16 protein-coding genes are annotated in these 20,299 nt (G+C 65.4%); 14 read left to right on the top strand and 2 right to left on the bottom strand.

All coding sequences use genetic code 11. The features are described from left to right. The first annotated feature begins 3 nt into the window (after positions 1 to 3). The 4 genes from N4G47_RS16460 to N4G47_RS16445 all read left to right on the top strand — a co-directional run bounded on the left by N4G47_RS16460 (position 4) and on the right by N4G47_RS16445 (position 6,453). Positions 4 to 1,032 (top strand): SIS domain-containing protein, encoded by a 1,029-nt coding sequence (locus N4G47_RS16460; RefSeq protein WP_107232007.1) that lies wholly within the window; start codon positions 4 to 6, stop codon positions 1,030 to 1,032. Continuing rightward, positions 1,032 to 2,180 (top strand): N-acetylglucosamine-6-phosphate deacetylase, encoded by a 1,149-nt coding sequence (nagA, locus tag N4G47_RS16455; protein WP_475288815.1) that lies wholly within the window; start codon positions 1,032 to 1,034, stop codon positions 2,178 to 2,180. The genes N4G47_RS16460 and nagA overlap by 1 nt, the downstream gene beginning before the upstream one ends. Beyond that, a complete protein-coding gene (locus tag N4G47_RS16450; RefSeq protein ID WP_475288813.1) occupies positions 2,180 to 3,247 on the top strand; it encodes an acyltransferase family protein in 1,068 nt (355 codons plus the stop codon). The genes nagA and N4G47_RS16450 overlap by 1 nt, the downstream gene beginning before the upstream one ends. 182 nt (positions 3,248 to 3,429) lie before the next feature. Next, positions 3,430 to 6,453 carry an autotransporter family protein gene (locus tag N4G47_RS16445; protein WP_475288811.1) on the top strand — a complete coding sequence of 1,008 codons (3,024 nt, stop codon included), beginning with the start codon at positions 3,430 to 3,432 and terminating at the stop codon, positions 6,451 to 6,453. Positions 6,454 to 6,702: 249 nt separating this feature from the next. Here the strand turns inward: N4G47_RS16445 and N4G47_RS16440 are convergent, their stop codons facing one another. After that, positions 6,703 to 7,137 (bottom strand): hypothetical protein, encoded by a 435-nt coding sequence (locus N4G47_RS16440; RefSeq protein ID WP_475288809.1) that lies wholly within the window; start codon positions 7,135 to 7,137, stop codon positions 6,703 to 6,705. A gap of 415 nt (positions 7,138 to 7,552) precedes the next feature. On the opposite strand from N4G47_RS16440, the gene N4G47_RS16435 reads away from it, so the two are divergent. From N4G47_RS16435 to N4G47_RS16390, 10 genes are all read left to right on the top strand, one after another. Then, positions 7,553 to 8,593: a S41 family peptidase gene (locus tag N4G47_RS16435; protein ID WP_475288807.1), complete on the top strand. Its 1,041-nt coding sequence runs from the start codon at positions 7,553 to 7,555 to the stop codon at positions 8,591 to 8,593. Beyond that, a complete protein-coding gene (locus N4G47_RS16430; protein WP_475289964.1) occupies positions 8,593 to 8,928 on the top strand; it encodes a hypothetical protein in 336 nt (111 codons plus the stop codon). Before N4G47_RS16435 ends, N4G47_RS16430 begins: the two co-directional genes overlap by 1 nt. 49 nt (positions 8,929 to 8,977) lie before the next feature. Continuing rightward, complete coding sequence (locus N4G47_RS16425; RefSeq protein WP_107232016.1) at positions 8,978 to 9,412, top strand: SseB family protein; 435 nt, start codon at positions 8,978 to 8,980, stop codon at positions 9,410 to 9,412. 250 nt (positions 9,413 to 9,662) lie between these two features. After that, positions 9,663 to 12,419: a type VI secretion system Vgr family protein gene (locus tag N4G47_RS16420; protein ID WP_475288803.1), complete on the top strand. Its 2,757-nt coding sequence runs from the start codon at positions 9,663 to 9,665 to the stop codon at positions 12,417 to 12,419. Beyond that, positions 12,409 to 13,020 (top strand): DUF4123 domain-containing protein, encoded by a 612-nt coding sequence (locus N4G47_RS16415; RefSeq protein WP_475288799.1) that lies wholly within the window; start codon positions 12,409 to 12,411, stop codon positions 13,018 to 13,020. Before N4G47_RS16420 ends, N4G47_RS16415 begins: the two co-directional genes overlap by 11 nt. Next, a complete protein-coding gene (locus tag N4G47_RS16410) occupies positions 12,984 to 13,337 on the top strand; it encodes a hypothetical protein (RefSeq protein ID WP_475288795.1) in 354 nt (117 codons plus the stop codon). The genes N4G47_RS16415 and N4G47_RS16410 overlap by 37 nt, the downstream gene beginning before the upstream one ends. Next, complete coding sequence (locus N4G47_RS16405; protein ID WP_475288791.1) at positions 13,334 to 15,700, top strand: T6SS effector BTH_I2691 family protein; 2,367 nt, start codon at positions 13,334 to 13,336, stop codon at positions 15,698 to 15,700. The genes N4G47_RS16410 and N4G47_RS16405 overlap by 4 nt, the downstream gene beginning before the upstream one ends. Positions 15,701 to 16,248: 548 nt before the next feature. After that, positions 16,249 to 16,998 (top strand): putative type VI secretion system effector, encoded by a 750-nt coding sequence (locus N4G47_RS16400; RefSeq protein WP_475288786.1) that lies wholly within the window; start codon positions 16,249 to 16,251, stop codon positions 16,996 to 16,998. 383 nt (positions 16,999 to 17,381) lie between these two features. Continuing rightward, positions 17,382 to 18,032 (top strand): putative type VI secretion system effector, encoded by a 651-nt coding sequence (locus tag N4G47_RS16395; protein ID WP_475288783.1) that lies wholly within the window; start codon positions 17,382 to 17,384, stop codon positions 18,030 to 18,032. A 231-nt stretch (positions 18,033 to 18,263) separates the two neighbouring features. Continuing rightward, positions 18,264 to 19,010, top strand: coding sequence for a putative type VI secretion system effector (locus N4G47_RS16390; RefSeq protein WP_475288780.1), 747 nt, complete (start codon positions 18,264 to 18,266; stop codon positions 19,008 to 19,010). Between the two features lie 43 nt (positions 19,011 to 19,053). Here the strand turns inward: N4G47_RS16390 and N4G47_RS16385 are convergent, their stop codons facing one another. Continuing rightward, a complete protein-coding gene (locus N4G47_RS16385) occupies positions 19,054 to 20,274 on the bottom strand; it encodes a multifunctional CCA addition/repair protein (protein WP_475288778.1) in 1,221 nt (406 codons plus the stop codon). Positions 20,275 to 20,299 lie beyond the last annotated feature (25 nt).

The raw sequence follows: 20,299 nt of genomic DNA, 5'->3' as shown, positions 1-20,299 counted from the left end.
GCCATGTCGCTGTCAGACCCCACCGCCACCTTGATGTTCGCCGAGGCCGCTGAAGCGGCCGACGTGGTTGCCCGCCAGTTCTCGCGCAACCACGCCACCATGGAAACCCTGGCCGCCAGCCTGCGCGCGGCACCGCCGCCGTTCGTGGTCACCTGCGCGCGCGGCAGTTCCGATCACGCCGCCACCTACGGCAAGTACCTGCTGGAAACCCAGCTGGGCCTGGTGGTCGCCTCGGCCTCGCCGTCGGTGGGGTCTGTGTATGCCGCGCCGCTGCAGCTGCGCGGCGCGCTGTTCATCGTCATCTCGCAGTCGGGCAAGAGCCCGGACCTGCTGCGCAACGCCGAGGCCGCCAAGGCCGCCGGCGCGCGCGTGGTTGCGCTGGTCAATGTCGAGGATTCGCCGCTGGCGCAGCTGGCCGACACGGTCATCCCGCTGCATGCCGGTGCCGAAAAGAGCGTGGCCGCCACCAAGAGCTACCTGGCCTCGCTGGCCGCGCTGCTGCAGCTGGCCGCGTACTGGAAGCAGGACAGCAGCCTGCGCAATGCGCTGGACCTGCTGCCCGATGCCATGCGCGAGGCGTGGCAGTGCGACTGGAGCGCAGTGACCGAGGGCCTGGTCGAGGCCACCAATCTGTTCGTGCTGGGCCGTGGCCTGGGCCTGGGCGCGGCGCAGGAAGCGGCGCTGAAGTTCAAGGAAACCTGCAGCTTGCATGCCGAAGCCTACAGCTCGGCCGAAGTGAAGCATGGCCCGATGGCGCTGGTTGACCGCGGCTTCCCGGTGCTGGCCTTCGCCCAGCCGGATGAAACCGGCGCCGGCACCCGTGCAGTGGTCGATGAGTTCACCGCGCGTGGCGCGCGGGTGTGGCTGGCCGGTGCCGGTGGCAACCTGCCGGTCGCGGCCGCACCGCATCCGCTGTGCGCGCCGCTGCTGACCGTGCAGAGCTTCTACCGCGCGATCAACGCGCTGGCCCTGCGTCGTGGCTTCAACCCGGATCTGCCGCCGCACCTGAACAAGGTCACGGAGACCGTGTGATGGCCACCGTGCTGCGCAATGCCCGCATCCTGGTGGGCGACGACTTCCGCGATGACCTGGCCGTGCTGATCGAGGACGGTCACATCACGGCGTTGCTGCCCGACGCTGCGCCACAGCTCGGCCAGGCCGATGAGCAGGTGGACCTGGGCGGCGGCTGGCTGCTGCCCGGCTTCATCGACGTGCAGGTCAATGGCGGGGGCGGCGCACTGTTCAACAACACGCCGGACGTGGCGGCACTGCGCACCATCGCGCAGGCGCACCGCCGCTTCGGCACCACCGCGATGCTGCCGACCCTGATCAGCGACGACGTGGCGGTGATGCGCGAGGCGATCGCAGCGCTGCACGAGGCCATCGCACAGGGTGTGCCCGGCGTGATCGGCATCCACCTGGAAGGCCCGTACATCGCACCGGCGCGCAAGGGCACCCACGATGCCAGCAAGTTCCGCGTGCCGGATGAGGAGGAGATCGCGCTGGCGGCCTCGCTCGACAACGGCGTGACCCTGCTGACACTGGCGCCGGAACGGGTGCCGCTGGAAACCATCCGTGCGCTGGTCGAGCGCGGCGTGATCGTCGCCGCCGGTCACACCGCCGGCACCTACGAAGAGATCCGCGCCGGGCTGGATGCCGGCGTGCGCGGTTTCACCCACCTGTACAACGCGATGTCGCCGCTGCAGGGCCGCGAGCCCGGCGCGGTGGGTGCTGCGCTGGAAGACCGCGACAGCTGGATCGGCATCATCGTCGACGGCGTGCACGTGCATCCGGCCAGCCTGCGTGTGGCGCTGGCGGCCAAGCCGCGCGGTCGCCTGCTGCTGGTCACCGACGCGATGCCGCCGGTCGGTGCCGACGATCCCAGCTACGTGCTGTACGGCGAAACCATCACCGCCATCGACGGCGTGGTGCGCAATGCCGCCGGCTCGCTGGCGGGTTCTGCGCTGGACATGGCCACCGCCGTGCGCAACACCGTGCAGCTGCTCGGCCAGCCACTGGCCGAAGCGGCACGCATGGCCTCGACCTATCCGGCGCAGTTCCTCAACGTTGACGACCGCCTGGGCCATATCGCCGAGGGTTACCAGGCCGACCTGGTGCTGCTGGATGACGCCCTGCAGGTGCGTGGTACCTGGATTGCCGGACAGTACGAGGCCGCCTGATGAACAGTACGTCGCCACGCCGTCTGGGCTCGATCGATGCCCTGCGCGGCATCACCGTGGCGGCGATGCTGCTGGTCAACAACCCGGGTGACTGGAGTGCAGTGTTCGCACCGCTGCGCCATTCGGAATGGCATGGCTGCACGCCCACCGATCTGGTGTTCCCGTTCTTCCTGTTCCTGGTGGGCGTCTCGATGGCCTTCAGCGTGGCACCGCGCGCGCTGGATGCCGCTGCACGTCCTGCACTGGCGCGCGGCGTGCTGGAGCGCGCGCTGCGCATCCTGGTGGCCGGTGCGCTGTTGCATCTGCTGATCTGGTGGGCGCTGCATACCCATCACTTCCGCATCTGGGGCGTGCTGCAACGCATTGCCGTGTGCGCGGCGCTGGTCGGTGTGCTGGCGGTGTATGCACGACCGCGCGTGCAGGCCGGCGTGCTGGTCGCGCTGCTGGTGGGCTATGCCGTGCTGCTGCTCGGCATCGGTGACCTGGCGCCTTGGACCAACCCGGCCAGCCGTCTGGATACCGCGCTGTTCGCGCCGTGGGTCTATCAATGGCACGCCGATACCGGCCTCGGCCATGACCCGGAAGGGTTGCTGAGTACTTTGGGCGCGCTGGCCAGCACCGTGCTCGGCCTGCTGGCCGGTGGCCTGCTGCGCAACGGGCGTGCTGCTGCACTGGCCGGGCTGGGTGTGGCGACCGCCGTGCTCGGCCTGCTGCTGGCCCTTGTGCTGCCGTTGAACAAGCAGTTGTGGACGCCCAGCTACGTGCTGTGGACGGGCGGTCTTGCGGCGTTGGCGCTGTGGCTGGGGCACTGGCTGATCGACCAGAAGGGTTGGCCGGCGCTGGGCCGGCGCTTCGGCGTCAACGCGATCACCGCCTACCTGGGCGCATCGGTGATGTCGGTGGTGCTGCTGGCTACCGGCGCCTGGGGCTGGATCTGGCAGCAACTGGCCACCGCAATGCCGCAGGCGCTCGAGCTGGCCTCGATGCTGCAGGCGCTGGCGTTCGTTGCGCTTTGGTGGGGCGTGGCGTGGTGGCTGGACAAGCGCAGGATTTACCTGAAGATCTGACCCCACCTGCGAGGCTGAACGATTTCAGCCAGATAACACGCTCGTGATGATCGTCCAACTTCACATTCAAAATGTGATGTTCAGCGCATAAATTCATCTATCGAAACCGTTCACCGCACGGCAGACTGCCAGCGCAGTGCCGCATATCCGCAGTTCCTGTTCCCCCTGTCCAGGAGTGCTGTATGTCCCGTGCCGTCCCGCGTGCGCTTCGCCCGCGCCGCCTCTCTGTTTCCGTGCTGCAGGCCCTGGCTGTCCCCTCCCTGCTGTTGTCCGCCGGCGCCGCGTGGGCAGGTTGCGATACCGCCGCCTCGGTCGCCGGCCAGACCGTCACCTGCAACGCCAACGCGCCGAACCCACAGACGGTGCCGATCACCGCCACGGGTGCGGCTGGCGTTACCGTCAATGTCGCCAGCGGCGCGCAGTTGCAGCAGAGCGGCGGCGCCAGTGCCATCGCGCTGCTCGGCGCAGGCGGGCATCTGCTGTCCAACCTGGGCACGATCAGCGCCGTCGGTGGCGTGGCCGTGCAGCTCGGTGGCGGCAGCCGTGTCGACAACACCGGCAGCATCAGTACCGGCAACACTACGGCCTTGCAGTTCGTGGGTGCCGGTGACAGCGTGCTGGTCAACCGCGGGACGATCAGCGGGCGCACCGGCGTGCAGTTCGATGCCGGCAATGATCGCCTGGAGATGCAGGCCGGCAGCATCAGCGGCGGCGTGCTGCAGGGCGATGGCAACGATGTGCTGCTGCTCGGCAATGGCACGATCGACAGCGTTGACCAAGGCACGGGCGATGACCAGATGACGGTCAATGGCGGCACCGTCACCGGGCTGGTGACGCAGGGCAGTGGCCGCGATGATTTCGTCATGACCGGCGGCACCGTGGGCGCGCTGCAGCAGGGCGACAACATCGATACGTTCCGCATGAGCGGGGGCCGCATCGTCGGTGCGTTCGAGGACGGTGACCAGGCCTGGATGACCGGTGGCCGCATCGGCCGCGTCAACATGAAGCTGGACAAGAATCTCTGGGATCAGTCAGGCGGCACGGTGGATGGCAACGTGGTCACCGGTTTCGACACCGATACCATCATCATTTCCGGCACCGCGTACATCGGCGGCAATATCAGCGTCAGCGGCGGCAACGACAGCGTGACCATCACCGATGGCACCGTGCGCGGGCAGGTGCTGCTCAGCACCGGCAACGACACCTTCAACTGGAATGGCGGTGGCATCGTCTACGGCGTGATCGACATGGGCCCGGACAACGACGTGGCCAACCTCAGCAACCTCAACCAGGGCAACCTCGGCGCGGTACCCCTGTTCGAGGGTGGCAGCGGCGTGGACCAGCTCAACCTCAGCAACGTCAAGACCGCAGGCGTCAGCCGCTTCCAGAACTGGGAAGCGATCGGCCTGGCCAACAGTACCGAACTGAGCTTCGACGGCGATCTTGTGCTGGGCGACAGCGCAACCGGCACCGGCACGCTGACCGTGGATGACACCAGTACCGTCTACGCTGGCAGTGGCGGCCACGCGATCCGCCCGTTCAACAGCGCCGCACTGGTGGACATGGTCAACGCCGGGCGCATCGACCTGACCGGCAGCGGTGCCGGCGATGTATTCACCGTGCGCGGCAACTACCGGGGCGATGGTGGCGGCCTGTACCTGCGCACGGTGCTGGGCGCGGACAACTCGACCAGCGACCGGCTGGTGATCGATGGCGGCATGGCCACCGGCAGCACCGGCATCGGCATCCTCAATGCCGGCGGCGGCGGTGCGGCCACGCTGGCTGATGGCATCCTGGTGGTGCAGGCGCTGAACGGCGCGAGTACCGCGCCTGGCGCGTTCTCGTTGTTCGCACCGGTGGCGGCCGGTGCCTACGAGTACTTCCTGTTCAAGGGCGGAGTGAGTGCCGGTACCAGCGAGAACTGGTACCTGCGCTCGACCCTGGTCACTGGACCCACCCCCGCACCGAATGGAAATGGCACCGCCACGCCGCCACCGCTGACGCCGCCGGTGGCACCGCCGCCACCGATCACCCCGGCGCCGCCACCGCCGCCCGAAGGCGCAACCGATCCCGACCTGACCGCGGGCGAGACCGCACCGCCGCCGCCGCCGCCGGAACCCGCACCGGTGGGACCGCCCAGTGACCCGGCGGTGCCCGATGTACCGGTGGCCGGTGGTGCGTTGCCCGGCACCGGCACACCGCCAACCCCCGGCGCGCGTCCGGCTGAAGGCGCGGTGGTGCCGCTGTACCGCGTGGAAACTGCTGCCTATGCGGTGGTGCCGCCATTGCTGCGCGAGACCTCGCTGGCCAGCCTCGGCACGTTCCACGAGCGCCAGGGCGAGCAGCGCCTGCTGTACAACCAGGGCGCCTTCCGCACCGCTTGGGGCCGGTTGGTGGGGCAGAGCAGCGAGATCCACTGGAAGGGCGATGCACAGCCCGGCTTCGACGGCGATGTGATGGGATTGCAGGCCGGTCTGGATGTGTGGGCCGCTGCTTCCGACAACCATCGCAACCAGATCGGCGTGTTCGTCGGCCGTAGCCGCGCGCAGGGCAGGACCACCGGCCTGGCGCTGGGCTGGGAGAACGTGCAGGTGGGCCAGAACAGGCTGGATGACAAGCACGTGGGCCTGTACTGGACGTTCACCGACAGCCGCGGGGGCTACATCGATGCCGTGGCGATGCAGAGCCGCTATGACGGCCGCGTGCGTTCCTCGCGCGGGCTGGGCTTCGGCGTGAGCGGCGACGGCACCAGCGTGTCGGTGGAAGCCGGCAAACCGCTGCTGCACTTCGGTCAGTCCGCATGGTGGCTGGAGCCGCAGCTGCAGGTGATCTGGCAACGCACCTCGCTGGATGACCGACGCGATGCGGTGTCGAGCGTGCGCTTCGACAACGACAACGCCTGGACCGGCCGCGTCGGCCTGCGCCTGGCCGGCGATTACCAGCTGGCCGACAACGGCTGGCAGCCGTATTTCAAGCTCAACTACTGGCACGGTCGCTCTGGCGAAGACCGCATCCGCTTCGACGACGACGAGATCATCAATGCGCAGCGTTCGCGCGCGCTGGAGGCCGGCGTGGGTGTGGTCGGGCGTTTCAACCGCACCATCAGTGCGTACGCCGTGGCTGATTACACCCGCGAACTGGGCGGCGACCGTAACGAGAAGCGCCGCATCATCGAAGGCAACATCGGCCTGCGTGCGGACTGGTAGCGCCGTCGCGTTCCGGGCGGCCCCGCTCTGGTAGGTGCCGACCTTGGTCGGCACAGATCCCACCGACGCCACGACCGCTGCTCTGGTAGGTGCCGACCTTGGTCGGCACAGATCCCACCGACGCCACGACCCAGCTCTGGTAGGTGCCGACCTTGGTCGGCACAACCCCACCGACGCCACGACCCCGCTCTGGTAGGTGCCGACCTTGGTCGGCACAGATCTCCAGCGCAGCCGAGCATAGGCTCGGCTCTACAACAACGGTGCGCACGCATCCGGTTCCACCAGCGCCCCGGCATGATCGGCCAATACCACCACCGCATGCAGCAACCCTTCCTCCACCTGCGGCGGACACTGCCCCTGCGCATCATCCATCTCGCGCGCGGACTGCGCCGCCAACAACACACCGCCACACGCAACCACCGCCACCATACAGCGCGTCGCCTCGGCCAGCTCCCGACCGCGTGCCTCGCTGAGTTGCCGCTCGCGCCACGCCTGCCCATCGACGGCGTGGCCCCGCGCAATGCCACGCAATCGCGCGAAGAACGCCGAGGGCGGCGCGTGTTCATGGGCGTCGGTGAGCGCATCTTCCAACGCTTCGGCGGCGGCATTGGACAGCTGCAGGCCGGGCAGGGCAGCGCCGAGCAGCGCTTGCAGGCGGGGATAGGTGGGGTAGAGCGTGGTCATGGCAGCAACCTCACAAGGCAAGGCCACCTGCGGGATGCAAGGTGGCGGGCGGTGCGGGTTGGCGTGCCGGTGAAGCTACCCAAAGGAGACGAAGCCGGCGGATCGGGAAGATCCCCACGCACCGCCCGCCGCAGAACGACGGACGGTGCAGTATTCGCGCCCGCGACATGGTCGCAAGCCCGCCTTCAGGTAACTTCATTCAGGACGCCAATCCCGGCCGGCACAAGGGGCGCCGACGGAGGCCACCTTCCCGCGTTCCACGCAGCGAAGACATGGGCAAAGTTGCAAAGTGCTGATCGCATCGAGGCCGTCTTCCCTCGGCCTGCGGCGGAGCCAGATACGACAGCTGGCGCATGGCAAAGCGCATCGCCCGCGAGCTATGCTGCGGCCTGAGTCAACGACAAGGAAACGTCGCATGCAGGTTCGCAAGGGAGTGCGTCGCATCGGCGCTCTGATGATCGCGCTGTTGGCGGCCAATGCCACGGCCGATACGCCGAAGGAAGTCGAGCTGCCCTCGGCAGAGGCACAGGTGCAGATCCTCAACCTGCTTGAACGGCAGGCCTTGTATCGCGACCGGGTGGATTGGCCCGCCACGCGTGCACGTCTGCAATCGGTGCAGGGCGACCCCACGCAACGGCTGGCGTTGCTGCGCGAAGCCATCGCGGTCAGCACCGGTCGCCATGGTCTATGGACGACGACTCAGCGCCAGCGCGACTCCCTGGCGCGCGCGCAGCAGGCCGGCGCTGCCGCGGTGGACAGGGCCAAGGTCGCCGATGCGGTGGATGCGCGTATCGGCTGGGTGGTCATCGAGGGCTATGCCGCCACCCCCGGCGCGACGCCACAGGAAAAATTCCGCCAGGACATCCAGCGCGCCGCACGGTGGCAGCAGGTGATCCGCAGCAAGGACGACGGCGCGCGCTGTGGCTGGATCGTCGACCTGCGTGACAACGGCGGCGGCACCATGTGGCCGATGCTGCTGGGCATGGCACCGCTGCTGCGCACCTCGGTGCTGAACAACGAGGATGTGGGGAGGTTCGAAACCGCGCACGGGCCGGAGCGCTGGACGTTGACGGCCACTGCCGTACAGCTGGCAGGCAAACCCTTGCTGGATTTCGGCCAGTCCGGCCATGTGCTGCGGCAGCCCGGCGCGCCGGTGGCGGTGCTGTTCGGGCCGCGCACCGGCAGTTCGGGCGAGGCCTCGGCGCTGGCGTGGCGTGGCCGCGCGCAGGCGCGCAGCTTCGGCCAGCCGACGGCAGGCGTCTCGACCGGCAACGTCGTGCACACCCTGGCCGACGGCAGCCGCCTGGTGCTGACCACCAGCGTGATGCAGGATCGTGACGGCCGCGGCGACGGCCTGAAGATCGAACCGGACCAGCACACCGAAGGGGATGCGGCCACGCTGGCGGCGGCGCAACAGTGGCTGCTGGCCCAGCCTGCCTGCCAGGGCCGCACATGATGCTGCTGATCGGCCAGCAGGAGCGGGTGATGGTGGTGGGCCCCACCGAAGCGCACCACTGCCTGCACTGCCAGACCGAAACCGACTTCGCCCCGCAGCTGCGCTACAGGATGGCGCGCATCGACCTGCTGTTCGGCTTCACCTACCAGCACCGTTACGAGCTGGCCTGCACCCGCTGCGAACACGGCTGGGTACTGGATACCGACAGCATGGACCAGCAGCTGGGCGGGGTGCCGATCCCGTGGCGGCATCGTTTCGGCCTGCCGCTGATGCTGGTGGGGGTGGCCGCGCTGGCGGCGGCCGGGTGGATGTGGCGGCACGGATTCATCGGTTGAGGACCGGGCCTGTTAAAGTCTGCCCTGCAATCACGTACCGGAACCGACCATGGACCACGACACCCCGTTCGAACCCCTCAACGACCTCGAGGTAAGCCTGCTGCAGGCCCAGGACGGCACGTTGACCGCATCGCAGTTCCTCGATGGCCTGCTGACCTCGACGGCGTTCGTGCTGCTGGACAAGGCCATCGGTGAGGACGGTGCGTGGGACGAGAGCATCTCGCCGCTGGTGCTGACCAGCGAGAGCGGCGAGCCGATGTTCGCGGTGTTCACCGCCCCCGAGCGCGCCGGCCTGTGGCACGAGCAGCTGCCGCAGTTCGCCCACGCGATGCCGATCGCGGTGCATGCGCTGCTGGCCGGTATCGGCGACGGCGTCGGCCTGGTGCTGAACCCGGGCCTGGATGTGGGCATGGAAATGATCCCCGACGCGGTGACCCAGCTGAAGCAGCGCGCGGCGGCGATTACGCGCGGCATGGCGCATTGATCCAGTGAGGTGGTTGCCGGCCAGCGGCCGGCACTACCGCGGCCCGCTGCCGTTTTCAGACGGGCCTGCTGGCGGATACCGCCGTTCTGTTCGATGCCTTGCGCGCGTTTCGTATTTTTCCTAGCGCACACAACACGTAGGCAGCGCCTGCGTTTCACGGTGGCCCTGTCTGCCGTGTCGTCTTTGCCTCTTCATCGGCCCCTGTTCCCGCAACACGATCACAGCCCCTCGGCCCTGTGCGCGTTGCCCCATGGATGGCTCCGTACCTTCTTCGCAATGGATTGCCCTGCGCTCGGCGTTGGCGCCGCCTCGGGACGCGCATCGCTTCCTGAGACTGCATACACCGTGTGGCCCCGACGTGCTGGTCGCCGAAACCCTCGATGGCGTCGAGCAGATCGACGGCCTCGGCTTCCAGTGGACGATCACCGCCCTGTCGCTGGACGCCGGGCTGCAGCTGGCGCCGCTGATCGGGCAGGGCGCGCTGCTGCAGCTGCAACAGGCCGATGGCAGCGTGCGCCCGCTGCATGGCCGCATCACCGCCGCCGAGCGGCTGGGCAGCAACGGCGGCCTGGCCCGCTACCGGCTGCGCCTGCAGCCGTGGCTGGCGTTCCTGTCGCAGCGGGTGGACAGCTACGTCTTCCACGACAAGACCGTGGTCGAGATCGTCGAAGACCTGTTCGCCGATTACAGCGGTCTGACGCCGGTCTGGCGCTGGTCGCTGGGTGACGCCAGCCAGTACGCACGGCGCAGCCTGACCACCCAATATCAGGAGAGCGACCTGGCCTTCGTCCAGCGCCTGCTGGCCGAAGAGGGCATCTATTACTGGTTCGAGCATGCCGGCGAGCCCGGCGGCACGGACTTCGGCGCGCACACGCTGGTGCTGGCCGACCACAGCCACGACACCGCCGAATTGGGTAGCGTGCGCTTCCATCGCCGCGACGAAAGCGAGCGCAGCGACAGCGTGCAGCAGTGGTCCACCGCGCACCGCTGGCGACCGGGCAAGGTCGAGCGCGCCACCTGGGACTACCGCACCCTGGAGCGCCGCCAGGCCAGCGCCGAGGCCGCGCAGAACAACGACCTGGGCATCGTCGACCGCGATACCTGCGGGCCCTACGGCTGGCAGGACAATGCACGCGGCCAGCGCCGCGCGCAGCAGCACCTGGACGCATTGCGCGTGCGCGCGCATACCATCGACGGTGCCGGCCAGTGGCGGGCACTGGCCCCGGGCGCGCGCTTCGGCCTGTCGCAGCATCCGCAGGTGGGTGAAGACGCACAGTTCCTGTGCCTGTCGGTGCATCACCAGGCGCGCAACAACCTCGATGCCGACGTGTTTGATGCGCTGGAGCAGGCGCTGGGCCCGTCCAGCGTGGCCGCGCCGGCATTGCCGGGCGCGCTGTCCGGTCTGGCCTACGGCGATGCTCCGGGCGAGGTGTCCACCGCGTTCTACGACAACCGCTTCGTCGCCATTCCGGCCGAGGTCAGCTACCGGCCGCAGACCGAAGACGGCCACGGCGCGCACCTGCATCCGCGCCCGACCATCACCGGTACGCTCAGCGCGATCGTGGTCAGCGACGGCGAGCCGCTGCTGTCCGACCGCGACCACCGCATCAAGGTGCAGTTCCCGTGGCAGCGCGGCGGCAACGCCAGCAGCGGCCTGGCCCATCCCGGTGGCGACGACAACGCCCCGGCCAACGGCGGCGCCTGGACCTGGGTGCGGGTGATGACCCCTTGGGCCGGCGACAACTGGGGCGGCGTGGTGCTGCCGCGGCGCGGGCAGGAAGTGCTGGTGGCGTTCCTGGAAGGCGACATCGACCGCCCGGTGGTGGTCGGTGCGGTCTACAACGGGCGCGGCCAGCAGGATGCACAACACAACCAGATCAACGGCGGCGGCGCCAGCGCCACTGGCAACGCCGCCGCCTGGTTCGAGGGCAATGACCACGCCGCGGTGTACACCGGCTTCAAGAGCCAGGCGCTGGCCGACAGCCAGGGCGGTACCGGTGGCTACCAGCAGCTGCGTTTCGACGACACCCCGGGGCAGGGCCGCGCGCAGCTGTCCACCACCCAGCACCAGACCACGCTGACCCTGGGCCATCTGAAGGGTGGCCAGGACAACGTACGCGAGGGCGAGCGCGGCTTTGGCGTGGAGCTGTCCACCCAGGCCCAGGGCGCGCTGCGCGCCGGTCGCGGCCTGCTGCTGACCACCGAACAGGGCACGCCGCAGATGGCCGCGCCGCAGGCATTGAGCCAGCTGCAGGAAAGCCAGCAGCTGCTGCAGCAGCTGGCCGAATCGGCGATCAACCAGCAGGCACAGCTGCCCAACGACCCGACCGAACTGCCGGTGGATGCCACGCTGACCGAGTTGCAGGAGACGCTGCGCGCCACCCACAGCGGCAGCGCCGCCGGCAGCATCGCCGGAGGCGACGGCGAAGCGCCGGGCTGGAGCGCGCCGGTACTGCTGGGCAGCGGCGTGGCCGGCGTGCTGAGCCTGACCCCGGCCGACCAGGTCTGGGTAAGCGGCACCCACACCACGCTGGCCAGCGGCGTGGCGCTGAACTGGATGACACAGGGCTCACTGACGATGGCGGTGGCCGGCGGGTTGGTGCTGTACACCGCCGGCGTGCAGCCCAGCGGCGAAAGCCCGAACCAGGAGCGCGGCATCGCGCTGCACGCCGCGCAGGGCAAGGTGAGTGCGCGTGCGCACAAGCACCAGATGATCGTGGCGGCCAAGACCCAGGTGCGTATCGCCAGCACTGAGGCGGATGTGCAGCTGTCGGCACCGAGCAAGCATCTGCTGGCGACGGCGGCCGGTGCCTACATCCGCATCGAGGGCGACAACATCGAGCTGGGCGCGCCGGGGAAGGTGGAGTTCAAGGCCAGCCAGCGGGATTGGGTGGGGCCGGCGAGTGTGGCGGGGGAGGCGAAGGTGCCTGAAGGGCGCTTCAAGGGCTGTGAGCCGCACTTGAATGCCGCCGTGCGCCGGCAGGAGGCCTGCGCCGATGTCGGTTGAAGCATTGTGCGAACAGCTGGTTGCCATCGACCGCAGCAGTGCGGGGCAATGCCACCTGCTGATGCAGCCGGCGGAAGATCGATGCGAGAGCGATGAGGCCTTCGACGCGTTGCTGGAATCGGTTGGGATAACGCCGGTCCCCGTCGCCATTCGACAGATACCGAAGGCCCTGTGGCCGTCCCTGATCCCCCTCGACCTGGGAAAAGGTACGCATTCCCTGTTGTCTGGCCAGGCGGTGGAAATGGCGATGGCACAGCGCTCGGCATCGTCGCTGCTGGCCGCGCGCCCACAACGTGCGTGTGCATGGGTATGGACGCCGTTGCTGACACCACAGCTGGCCAGGCAGCTGGCCGAGCGTGCGGTCGCGCACTGCCCGCATGCGCAGGGCCGGAAGCGGTGGTTGCGCTTCTACGACCCGATGGTGACGGATCTGTTCCTGCGGTGCTCATCGCGCTCGCAACGGGCGTATCGGTTTGAAGGTGTCACCACGTGGATGTTCCTGGATAGATGGGGGAGTGGGCCATCAGCAACGCCGTGGCGCCTGCACTGCCCGGTGACCCTGCCGTGTCCTGGCCCGAGCTGGAATCCATTGGTGCATTGAACCAGGCGTGGATCGGCGCGCTGCAAGCCGGAACGCCGCCGGATCGCGCCACGTTCGCGCAGGTGCAGCGCAGTGTCGGAGAGGGGCGCCGTTGTGGTGTGTCCAGCGGTGCTGATCTGGATCTGTTCGCCACGCATGGGCTTTCTATCGGGCCTCATTTCCACAGGCATCCCACGGTCCAGGCGCTGCTGGCGCAAGTCGCGAAGGGTGAGCGGTACGGCGAACTCGTATTGCGGTTTGAAGACGCGGAGTGGCAGCGCATCCGCGCGGCGGCGTCGGCAGACGCATCTGCAATCAAGGGAGGGGAATCCACATGACGCCGCACGACGAAGATGGAAACAACGCGAGTGGTTCCTATGCGGGTACCAGCAATAGGGGAATCCGCAGCGAGGCCGGCCAAACAATATCCGACCTTCCTGCTGTAACCGCGGTGCCATCGGAATCTCCGAACCGCTTGGTTTGCGACATCTGTCGCTCCACTGGACTGGCCATCCTACCGGTGCGCTACACGGTGGTACCTGCCAGCTGCAACGTCGGCCTTGGTGGCCTGTCGCCCGCACACGCCAGCGATGTTGATGTCAGTGAGGCGGAATACACCTACGCGCTCCGAACGTTGCGCCAGGGTCTGCTGTACCTGCACTACGAGCAGGGCCCCTACGGTCCGGAGTACTGGGAATGCTACGCCATCGCCGAGAACGGCACCCTGTGGCGACAACCCACCGCCTACAGTGCGCGCGCGATCGCAGGCGGTGGCCTGCCCAGCTGTGGCCGCAGTGGCCACGATCCGATGCGCACGGAGTTCATCACCATCCAGCGCCCGCAGCTGTGCGGAACGGTCTGGCTCGCCTACTCCCAACATCCCTGGACGCCAGCGACGCTGGATCGATATGGGGCTGATCCGGACCTGCGCGCTGAGCGGATGCAGCCGATCGAACCAGCCACATGGATCACATCGGCGAGAGCAGAAGGCGATCAAGCGCCATTGAAGGATGCCGCCGGGCTGGCCTCGATCATGGAATATCGATGGCTGGACAACCGCTCAGGTGATCCGCCAGACCTTCCGTACAGCAGTGCGCTCCCGGGTGCCTCCAATCCGGACGGAGCGCTTCGCAAGGCGCGGCTGCACGCGCATGGAACGCGTTACCCCTGGTCACGGCGGGACTATCCTCGCAGCGAAGGTGTCGACCCGCGTCAACAGCGTTTTGAACGCCTGCAGCAACACAGCAGCAACGGGCGCATTGGCAGTGATCGGCAGGAGTACCCGCCCATGCTGCTGGGGCTGTGGGATGCGGTTGGCGTCGTGCACGAGCTCAGCGGCTATTGCAACGACCTGGTTGCCTGCATCAACCAGTTCAAGAGCGAGCGCGAGCTGGAAGTCAGCGCTGTTGACCAGATCGAACAGATCTCGCGCTTGCTGGAGCTCAATGGTGCGGTAATGGCAGGGAACTACGCGGCACAGACGGTGCGCGAAGTGGAGCGTCAGCGCCGCCTCGACAATCCCTCGCTTCCCTCATGGGATCCCAAGGTAAAGCTTTCCGAGGAGGAGAAGCGGGAACTCGCGCGGGAGTATGAGCGCCAGTTCCTGCCGCTCTATCTGAAGGACGCCCAGGACGCGTGGAATAGCAAGTACTGGCCACTGATTGACGAGCCCCGTTTCACCGCGTTCAAGGGGAACATGGACGCGATGACGCAACAGGTACTCGACCGGCTGGGACCGAAGATGTCGGTGCTGGTTGCGTGGCTCCGCCATGATCTTCTGCTCGCAACGCTGGAGGACTTTGATGGTCAATCTGCGGCGCAGGGAGTGTGGTTCGAGGAGATCATCACCGACGCCATCGCGGTGCTTGGCATGCACGAGATCGGCCGAACGCTGTTGACTGAACTGGCTGGCGATCTGGCTGTGACCGGAAGATCGTCCTTGCTGTGGCGAGTCATTGCGCAGAATCAGGACGCTGCCAGGCTGGAGCTGCAGCAGACGCTCAAGGCGGCTGAGGCTGGGGCCAACACCGTGCTGTCCGCTGCAGGTGCGAGCTGGGCGGCCTTTGTGTCCGGGACGGCGCATCTGAAGACCTTCATCTCCAACTATCGCAAGATTGAGGCTGCGCAGAAGGAGGCAGTGCCATCCACCGCCAGTGCCCGCATCCTTCGCAACAGCGGCATTGATCGATTTGTCACCACCACCGGCGCGTTCCTGCTGAATCGATTCCCGATGAAGGGCATCCAGGACACCGCCGGCAATGCCATGGTCCGGTTCGTGCTTCTGACGCGGGCGTTGATGGAGCGCGATGAGGCCGTCAGCCTGGTGGCCGAAGAACTGAGCAGCGGCCAGCAGGGCAAGCGTTACTTCCTGGAGCGTATTCAGTTCTATCGCGCCAAGGGCAGCGCGCTGCCGATGCAGTTCGCACTTCGGGACCTGGAGCTGCATCACGGTGCGCTGGCGATGCGCACGCGTTGGCAGGCTGCGGCAGAAAGCAGCCGCAACGTGGTGCGCCTGAACTCGCTGACCGGCGTGCTGGAGATGGTGAACTTCATCCATCTGGCCACGAAGGTGGACAAGCAGACGCGAGACTACGCGACGTTATTGGCCTCTGGAATGTCGCTTGTGGCTGTGTATGCCGGTGTGCATGAGGCTGTGGCGAAGGAGTTTTTGGCGAAGGCAGCGCCAGTGCCATACGGATGAAGGTTGCCGGGAGCGTGATGGCGGGAGTCGGCAGCTTTATTGGGGCTTACTACAGCAACTTGGACGCTAAGGAGGCTCGCAAGCAGCAAGAGCTCGCTGTCAGTGTGCTTTTGAATATTAAAGCGTTTGTTACTTGGGTTACTGGCGGAGCGCAGTTCCTGACCGCACTCGCCTACTCATCTCCGGTCATCGAGCGCAGTCTGGGGCGCAACTCATTGACCTTGGGTCTCAGAGGGGTGAGGGCAGGGCTTGAAGCGGCGGCGGCTACGGAGGGGGAGTGTAGTTGCATCGAAGGCAATGAAACGACTTGGTGTATGGATTCTGCGATTGGGTGGGTGGCAAGTTGCATTAGCTCTGCTTGTCATTGAAGTCTCGATATGGGCCATCAGTCCGAACGACTTGGAAAAGTGGTGTATGAACAACGCATTCGGAAAGAATGCAGAGCGTGGAAAGGGTGAACGTACCCTCGGTGCAATGACCTATTCCACAACGCGAGAACAGAAGCTGGCGTTTGACCAGGCAATTGGCTCGGTTACGTTGAGGGTCCGATGAAAATTGACGCTGACGTGTCATCCGAGAAGGGGGCGCTTGATATCGAAACCGGTATCATCTCCGATCTTCAAGTCAAGCACGTTGTAGAAACTGTATTCTGGCGTGAAGGTGATCGATCACGCATCGCGGCTACTGGTGCCATTGCAGCCGCGCTGGGGCTGAGCGGACCCGCAGCCGGGATGGCGATGATGTCAGCTGAGGAGATGGCTGAGCCCGTTACCAGAGTCGAGTTCCGACTTGGCGAAACTCAAGTGGAAGGGTTGCTTTGGAACTGGCCCTTCAGTGAAGGGGATCGAGTGAAGATCGTTGGAAAGAGGGTCGCCGGCGAGAAATTCTTTGCCCTGTCAGTTTTGGATGAGAATAAGAGGTTGATTGTTTCATACCCCCATGTCAGCTCTGGGAGCGGGGCGCACTGGATCGGTGTCTTGAAATATACGCTGATGTTCTCGTTGCCAAGTGCTGCGGTATTTACTATTGCGGTGGGAATAGGGTCGATTGACGAAACGCCGTTGGATTGGTTGTTTCTGGAGTGGTTGATATACACATTCGCTGGTTGCGTTTTTGTGTCTTGCATTATTGGGATTAGGATTGGTTCTCGCTTCACGCGTTATGCAAGGATGGCTGACGCAATATTCAATTCTCTTGGCTGGGTCAATGGGAAATATCTGAATCTGAGGCGTATCACAAACTTGAAGAAGAGCGCGGGTGACCACCCTGCGTTGGGTGACACGTACTTCAGGTACTGAACGAGAATTAGTTGTGGCCGGGAGGCGTGCACTTACTTTAGGCCTGAGAGGGCTGCATGCTGGACTTGAAGTTGCCGCAGGAAGGGAAGGCGGACATATAGTCGCATCGCAAGCAGTGAAGCGTGTCGGCGTGTGGATCTTGCGATTGAGTGGTCGGGAGGTGGCTTTGGGTCTTCTGCTCGTCGAAGTTTTGATATGGGCTGTTGGCGCGAATGACCTGGAGAAGTGGTGTATGACCAACGTCTTCGGTAAGAGGGTTGGTGACAGGTTGAGAGGGCGCCGCTCGCCTGACGAGGTCTATGCGACTGCAAAGGAACAGCAATTGGCATTTGACAGGGCTATTGGTTCGGTTTCGATGCGGTCTCAATAGGTGGGGTGCTCAAGTGAGGGTTGACGAGGACGGGTTGCTTGAAACAGAGATCGGAACTATTTCCGGCCAGAGGGTTCAGTACGTCATGGAGAATATTTTCTGGCGAGAGGGAGATCGCGTGGGAATGGCTGCGACTGGTGCCTTGTCCGCCGCTCTGGGTCATAGCGGAGTCGCTGCCGGTATGGCAGTGATGTCTTCAGAAGAAATGGAAGAGCCGGTTGCGAGGGTTGAGTTTTTACTCGGCGAGGTACCTGTTGAAGGGCTGCTTTGGAACTGGCCTTTCAGTGATGGAGATTTCGTCAGGGTCGTCGGAACGCGGAATGGCGAAGGGAAATTCTTCGCGCTGTCAGTGCTTGATGAGAGTAAGAGATTAATCGTTTCCTATCCGCATGTAAGTGCGGGAAGTTGGGCGCACTGGATTTCTGTAGTGAAATATTCTCTTATGTTCGCCGTTCCATACTGGGCAGTCTTCTTGGGTATTTTGTATGTGGTCACATCATTGTCGGTTGAGATTCTTGTGTACGCATATTTTGCAGGGGTGGCTTTTCTCTCGTGGTTGGTTGCCGGATTGGGCGCAGATTCACTCGCTTTGCGAAGATGGCGGATTCGATATTCTCTGCGCTTGGTTGGAATCGAGCGGCGGCAATTGACTTGCGGAAGATAACGAGGGCGGCGCGTCAAAAAGGTGATCATGTCGCATTGGGTGATACCTATTTCAGGTACTGAGTGATGTGAGTTTGTTGGGAAATTAAAGTCAGTTCTCCTTGGTCAGAGAAATTAGGATGATCGCGTTGCACTTGGTGACGCATGCTTCTATTAGTGTTGCGGGGTTATGCGTGCTGAAGGCGGCTGATGTCTATCGCCCTTGGGAGGCCTGTGCCTTGCGGAGATTGTAGTGAGTACTCAAAGTCGATTGCGGACACCTGGCAAAGTGCTGTTCGAAACAGATGCCGGTGTCATTTCCAACCTACGGGTCAGACATGTGGTGCAGAACGTCTTCTGGCGCGACGGGGATCGCGAGAAGATGGCGGCCACGGGCGCCGTTGCCGCCGCGCTGGGCCTCAGCGGGTCCGCCGCCGGCATGGCGATGATGTCCAATGAGGAAACGAAAGAACCCGCCACCAGAGTTGAATTCCGGTTTGGCGAAATGCTGGTGAAGGGGCTGTTCTGGAACTGGCCCTTCAAAGAGGGCGACTCCGTGCGAGTGGTCGGGCGTCGCGACAAGGCGGGGAACTTCATTGCCTTGTCTGTGCTTGATGAGCAGAAGAGACTCATCGTCTCTTATCCGTATGTCAGTTCAGGTAGCTGGGCCCACTGGATCGCGGTGGCCAGGTACTCGCTGGCTCTATCTGTACCCTTGTACATGATCTACATCGTGTTTTCCCTGATCAACGCTCTCACGGGAGACGGACTGGCACCCCTGGAGATGATTGCGGATGCTTACTTGGTATGCGTTCTGGTTTGCTTCTACTTTGGATACAGAATTGGCCGCCATTTCACGCGGTTCGCAAAGATGGCCGATGCGATATTCGAAACGCTGGGTTGGCCCAACGCAAAGCGCATCAATCTGAGGCGTATCACCAAGCAGAAGCGTCAGCCGGGCGACCATCCCGCGCTGGGCGATACCTATTTCAGGTACTGACCAGCAGCTCCTCGCACCATCCTCCCCAGCAAACCGCTCATCCCTACCGAGCCGCCGCAATCGCCTTTACCCGTGCCTTGGCCAGCGCTTCACCAATCGCTGGGCCTTTCAGGTGCGTCGTATCCAGGTCCCGCGCCTGTACCGACATTGCAGCCTGATGCAGGCGCTTGAGCGTTTCGCCCTGCGGGTAGTCGCTGTCCTCAAAGCCCAGCCGGCCGCGTTTGTCGGCCTCGCAGCACAGCGCGATGCGGGCTACGCGTTCCGGGCGGCGCAGCGCATCACAGCGACCCAATAGGTCCAGCACCGTGGCATCGCGCAGTTCGTCGATACGATGCACGTTCAGGTGCTCGCGGCAGACCGCTTCGGCCAGCTGCTGGTGCTCGGTCGGCACCTTCAGTCGTGCACACAGTGCCTTCAGCGGCTCGATGCCGCGTTGCTCATGCATGACGTGGCGCGGCCATTCTTCCGGCGGTGTCAGACCCTTGCCGAGATCGTGGGTGAGTGCGGCAAAGCCGACCAGGTCATCGCCCGGCGCCAGTTTCGCGGCCATGTCGCTGACCATTTCCTGGTGGATGCCGGTGTCGACTTCCGGGTGGAACTCGGCACGCTGCGGTACGCCGTACAGCGCTTCCAGCTCGGGCAGGATCGGGCCCAGCGCATGCGCGTCGTGCAGCGTGCGCAGGAACGCCGAGGGCTGTGCGCTGACCAGGGCCTTGCGCAGTTCCTGCCACACCCGTTCCGGCACCAGTGCATCCAGCTCGCCACTGGCGGCGACCTCGCGCATCAGCGCCATCGTCTCCGGTGCGACGGTGAAGCCCAGCGGTGCAAAGCGCGCCATGAAGCGCGCCGCGCGCAGCACACGCAGCGGGTCTTCGACGAAGGCCGGGCCGACATGACGCAGCACGCGCTGCTCAAGATCGCGCACGCCGCCATAAGGATCGACCAGCGTGCCGGTGTCCTCGTCGCAGGCAATCGCGTTGATGGTGAAGTCGCGGCGCTGCAGGTCCTCTTCCAGCGTCACTGCCGGATCGGCATCGACCACGAAGCCGCGATAGCCGCGGCCGGACTTGCGCTCGGTGCGCGCCAGTGCGTATTCCTCGCCGCTCTTCGGGTGCAGGAACACCGGGAAATCGCGGCCCACGGCGGTGTAACCCAGCGCCTCCATCTGCGCGGGCGTGGCGCCGACCACCACCCAGTCGCGGTCGCCGGCAGGACGCTGCAGCAGGCGGTCGCGCACGGCGCCGCCGACAAGATAGATCTTCATGGGGGGATCATCGCACGCTCGACCT

It is taken from the genome of Stenotrophomonas sp. GSD10, from assembly GCF_056172695.1.
The sequence above is the reverse complement of the archived record's forward strand: the minus strand, read 5'-3'. Positions and strand labels throughout refer to the sequence as shown.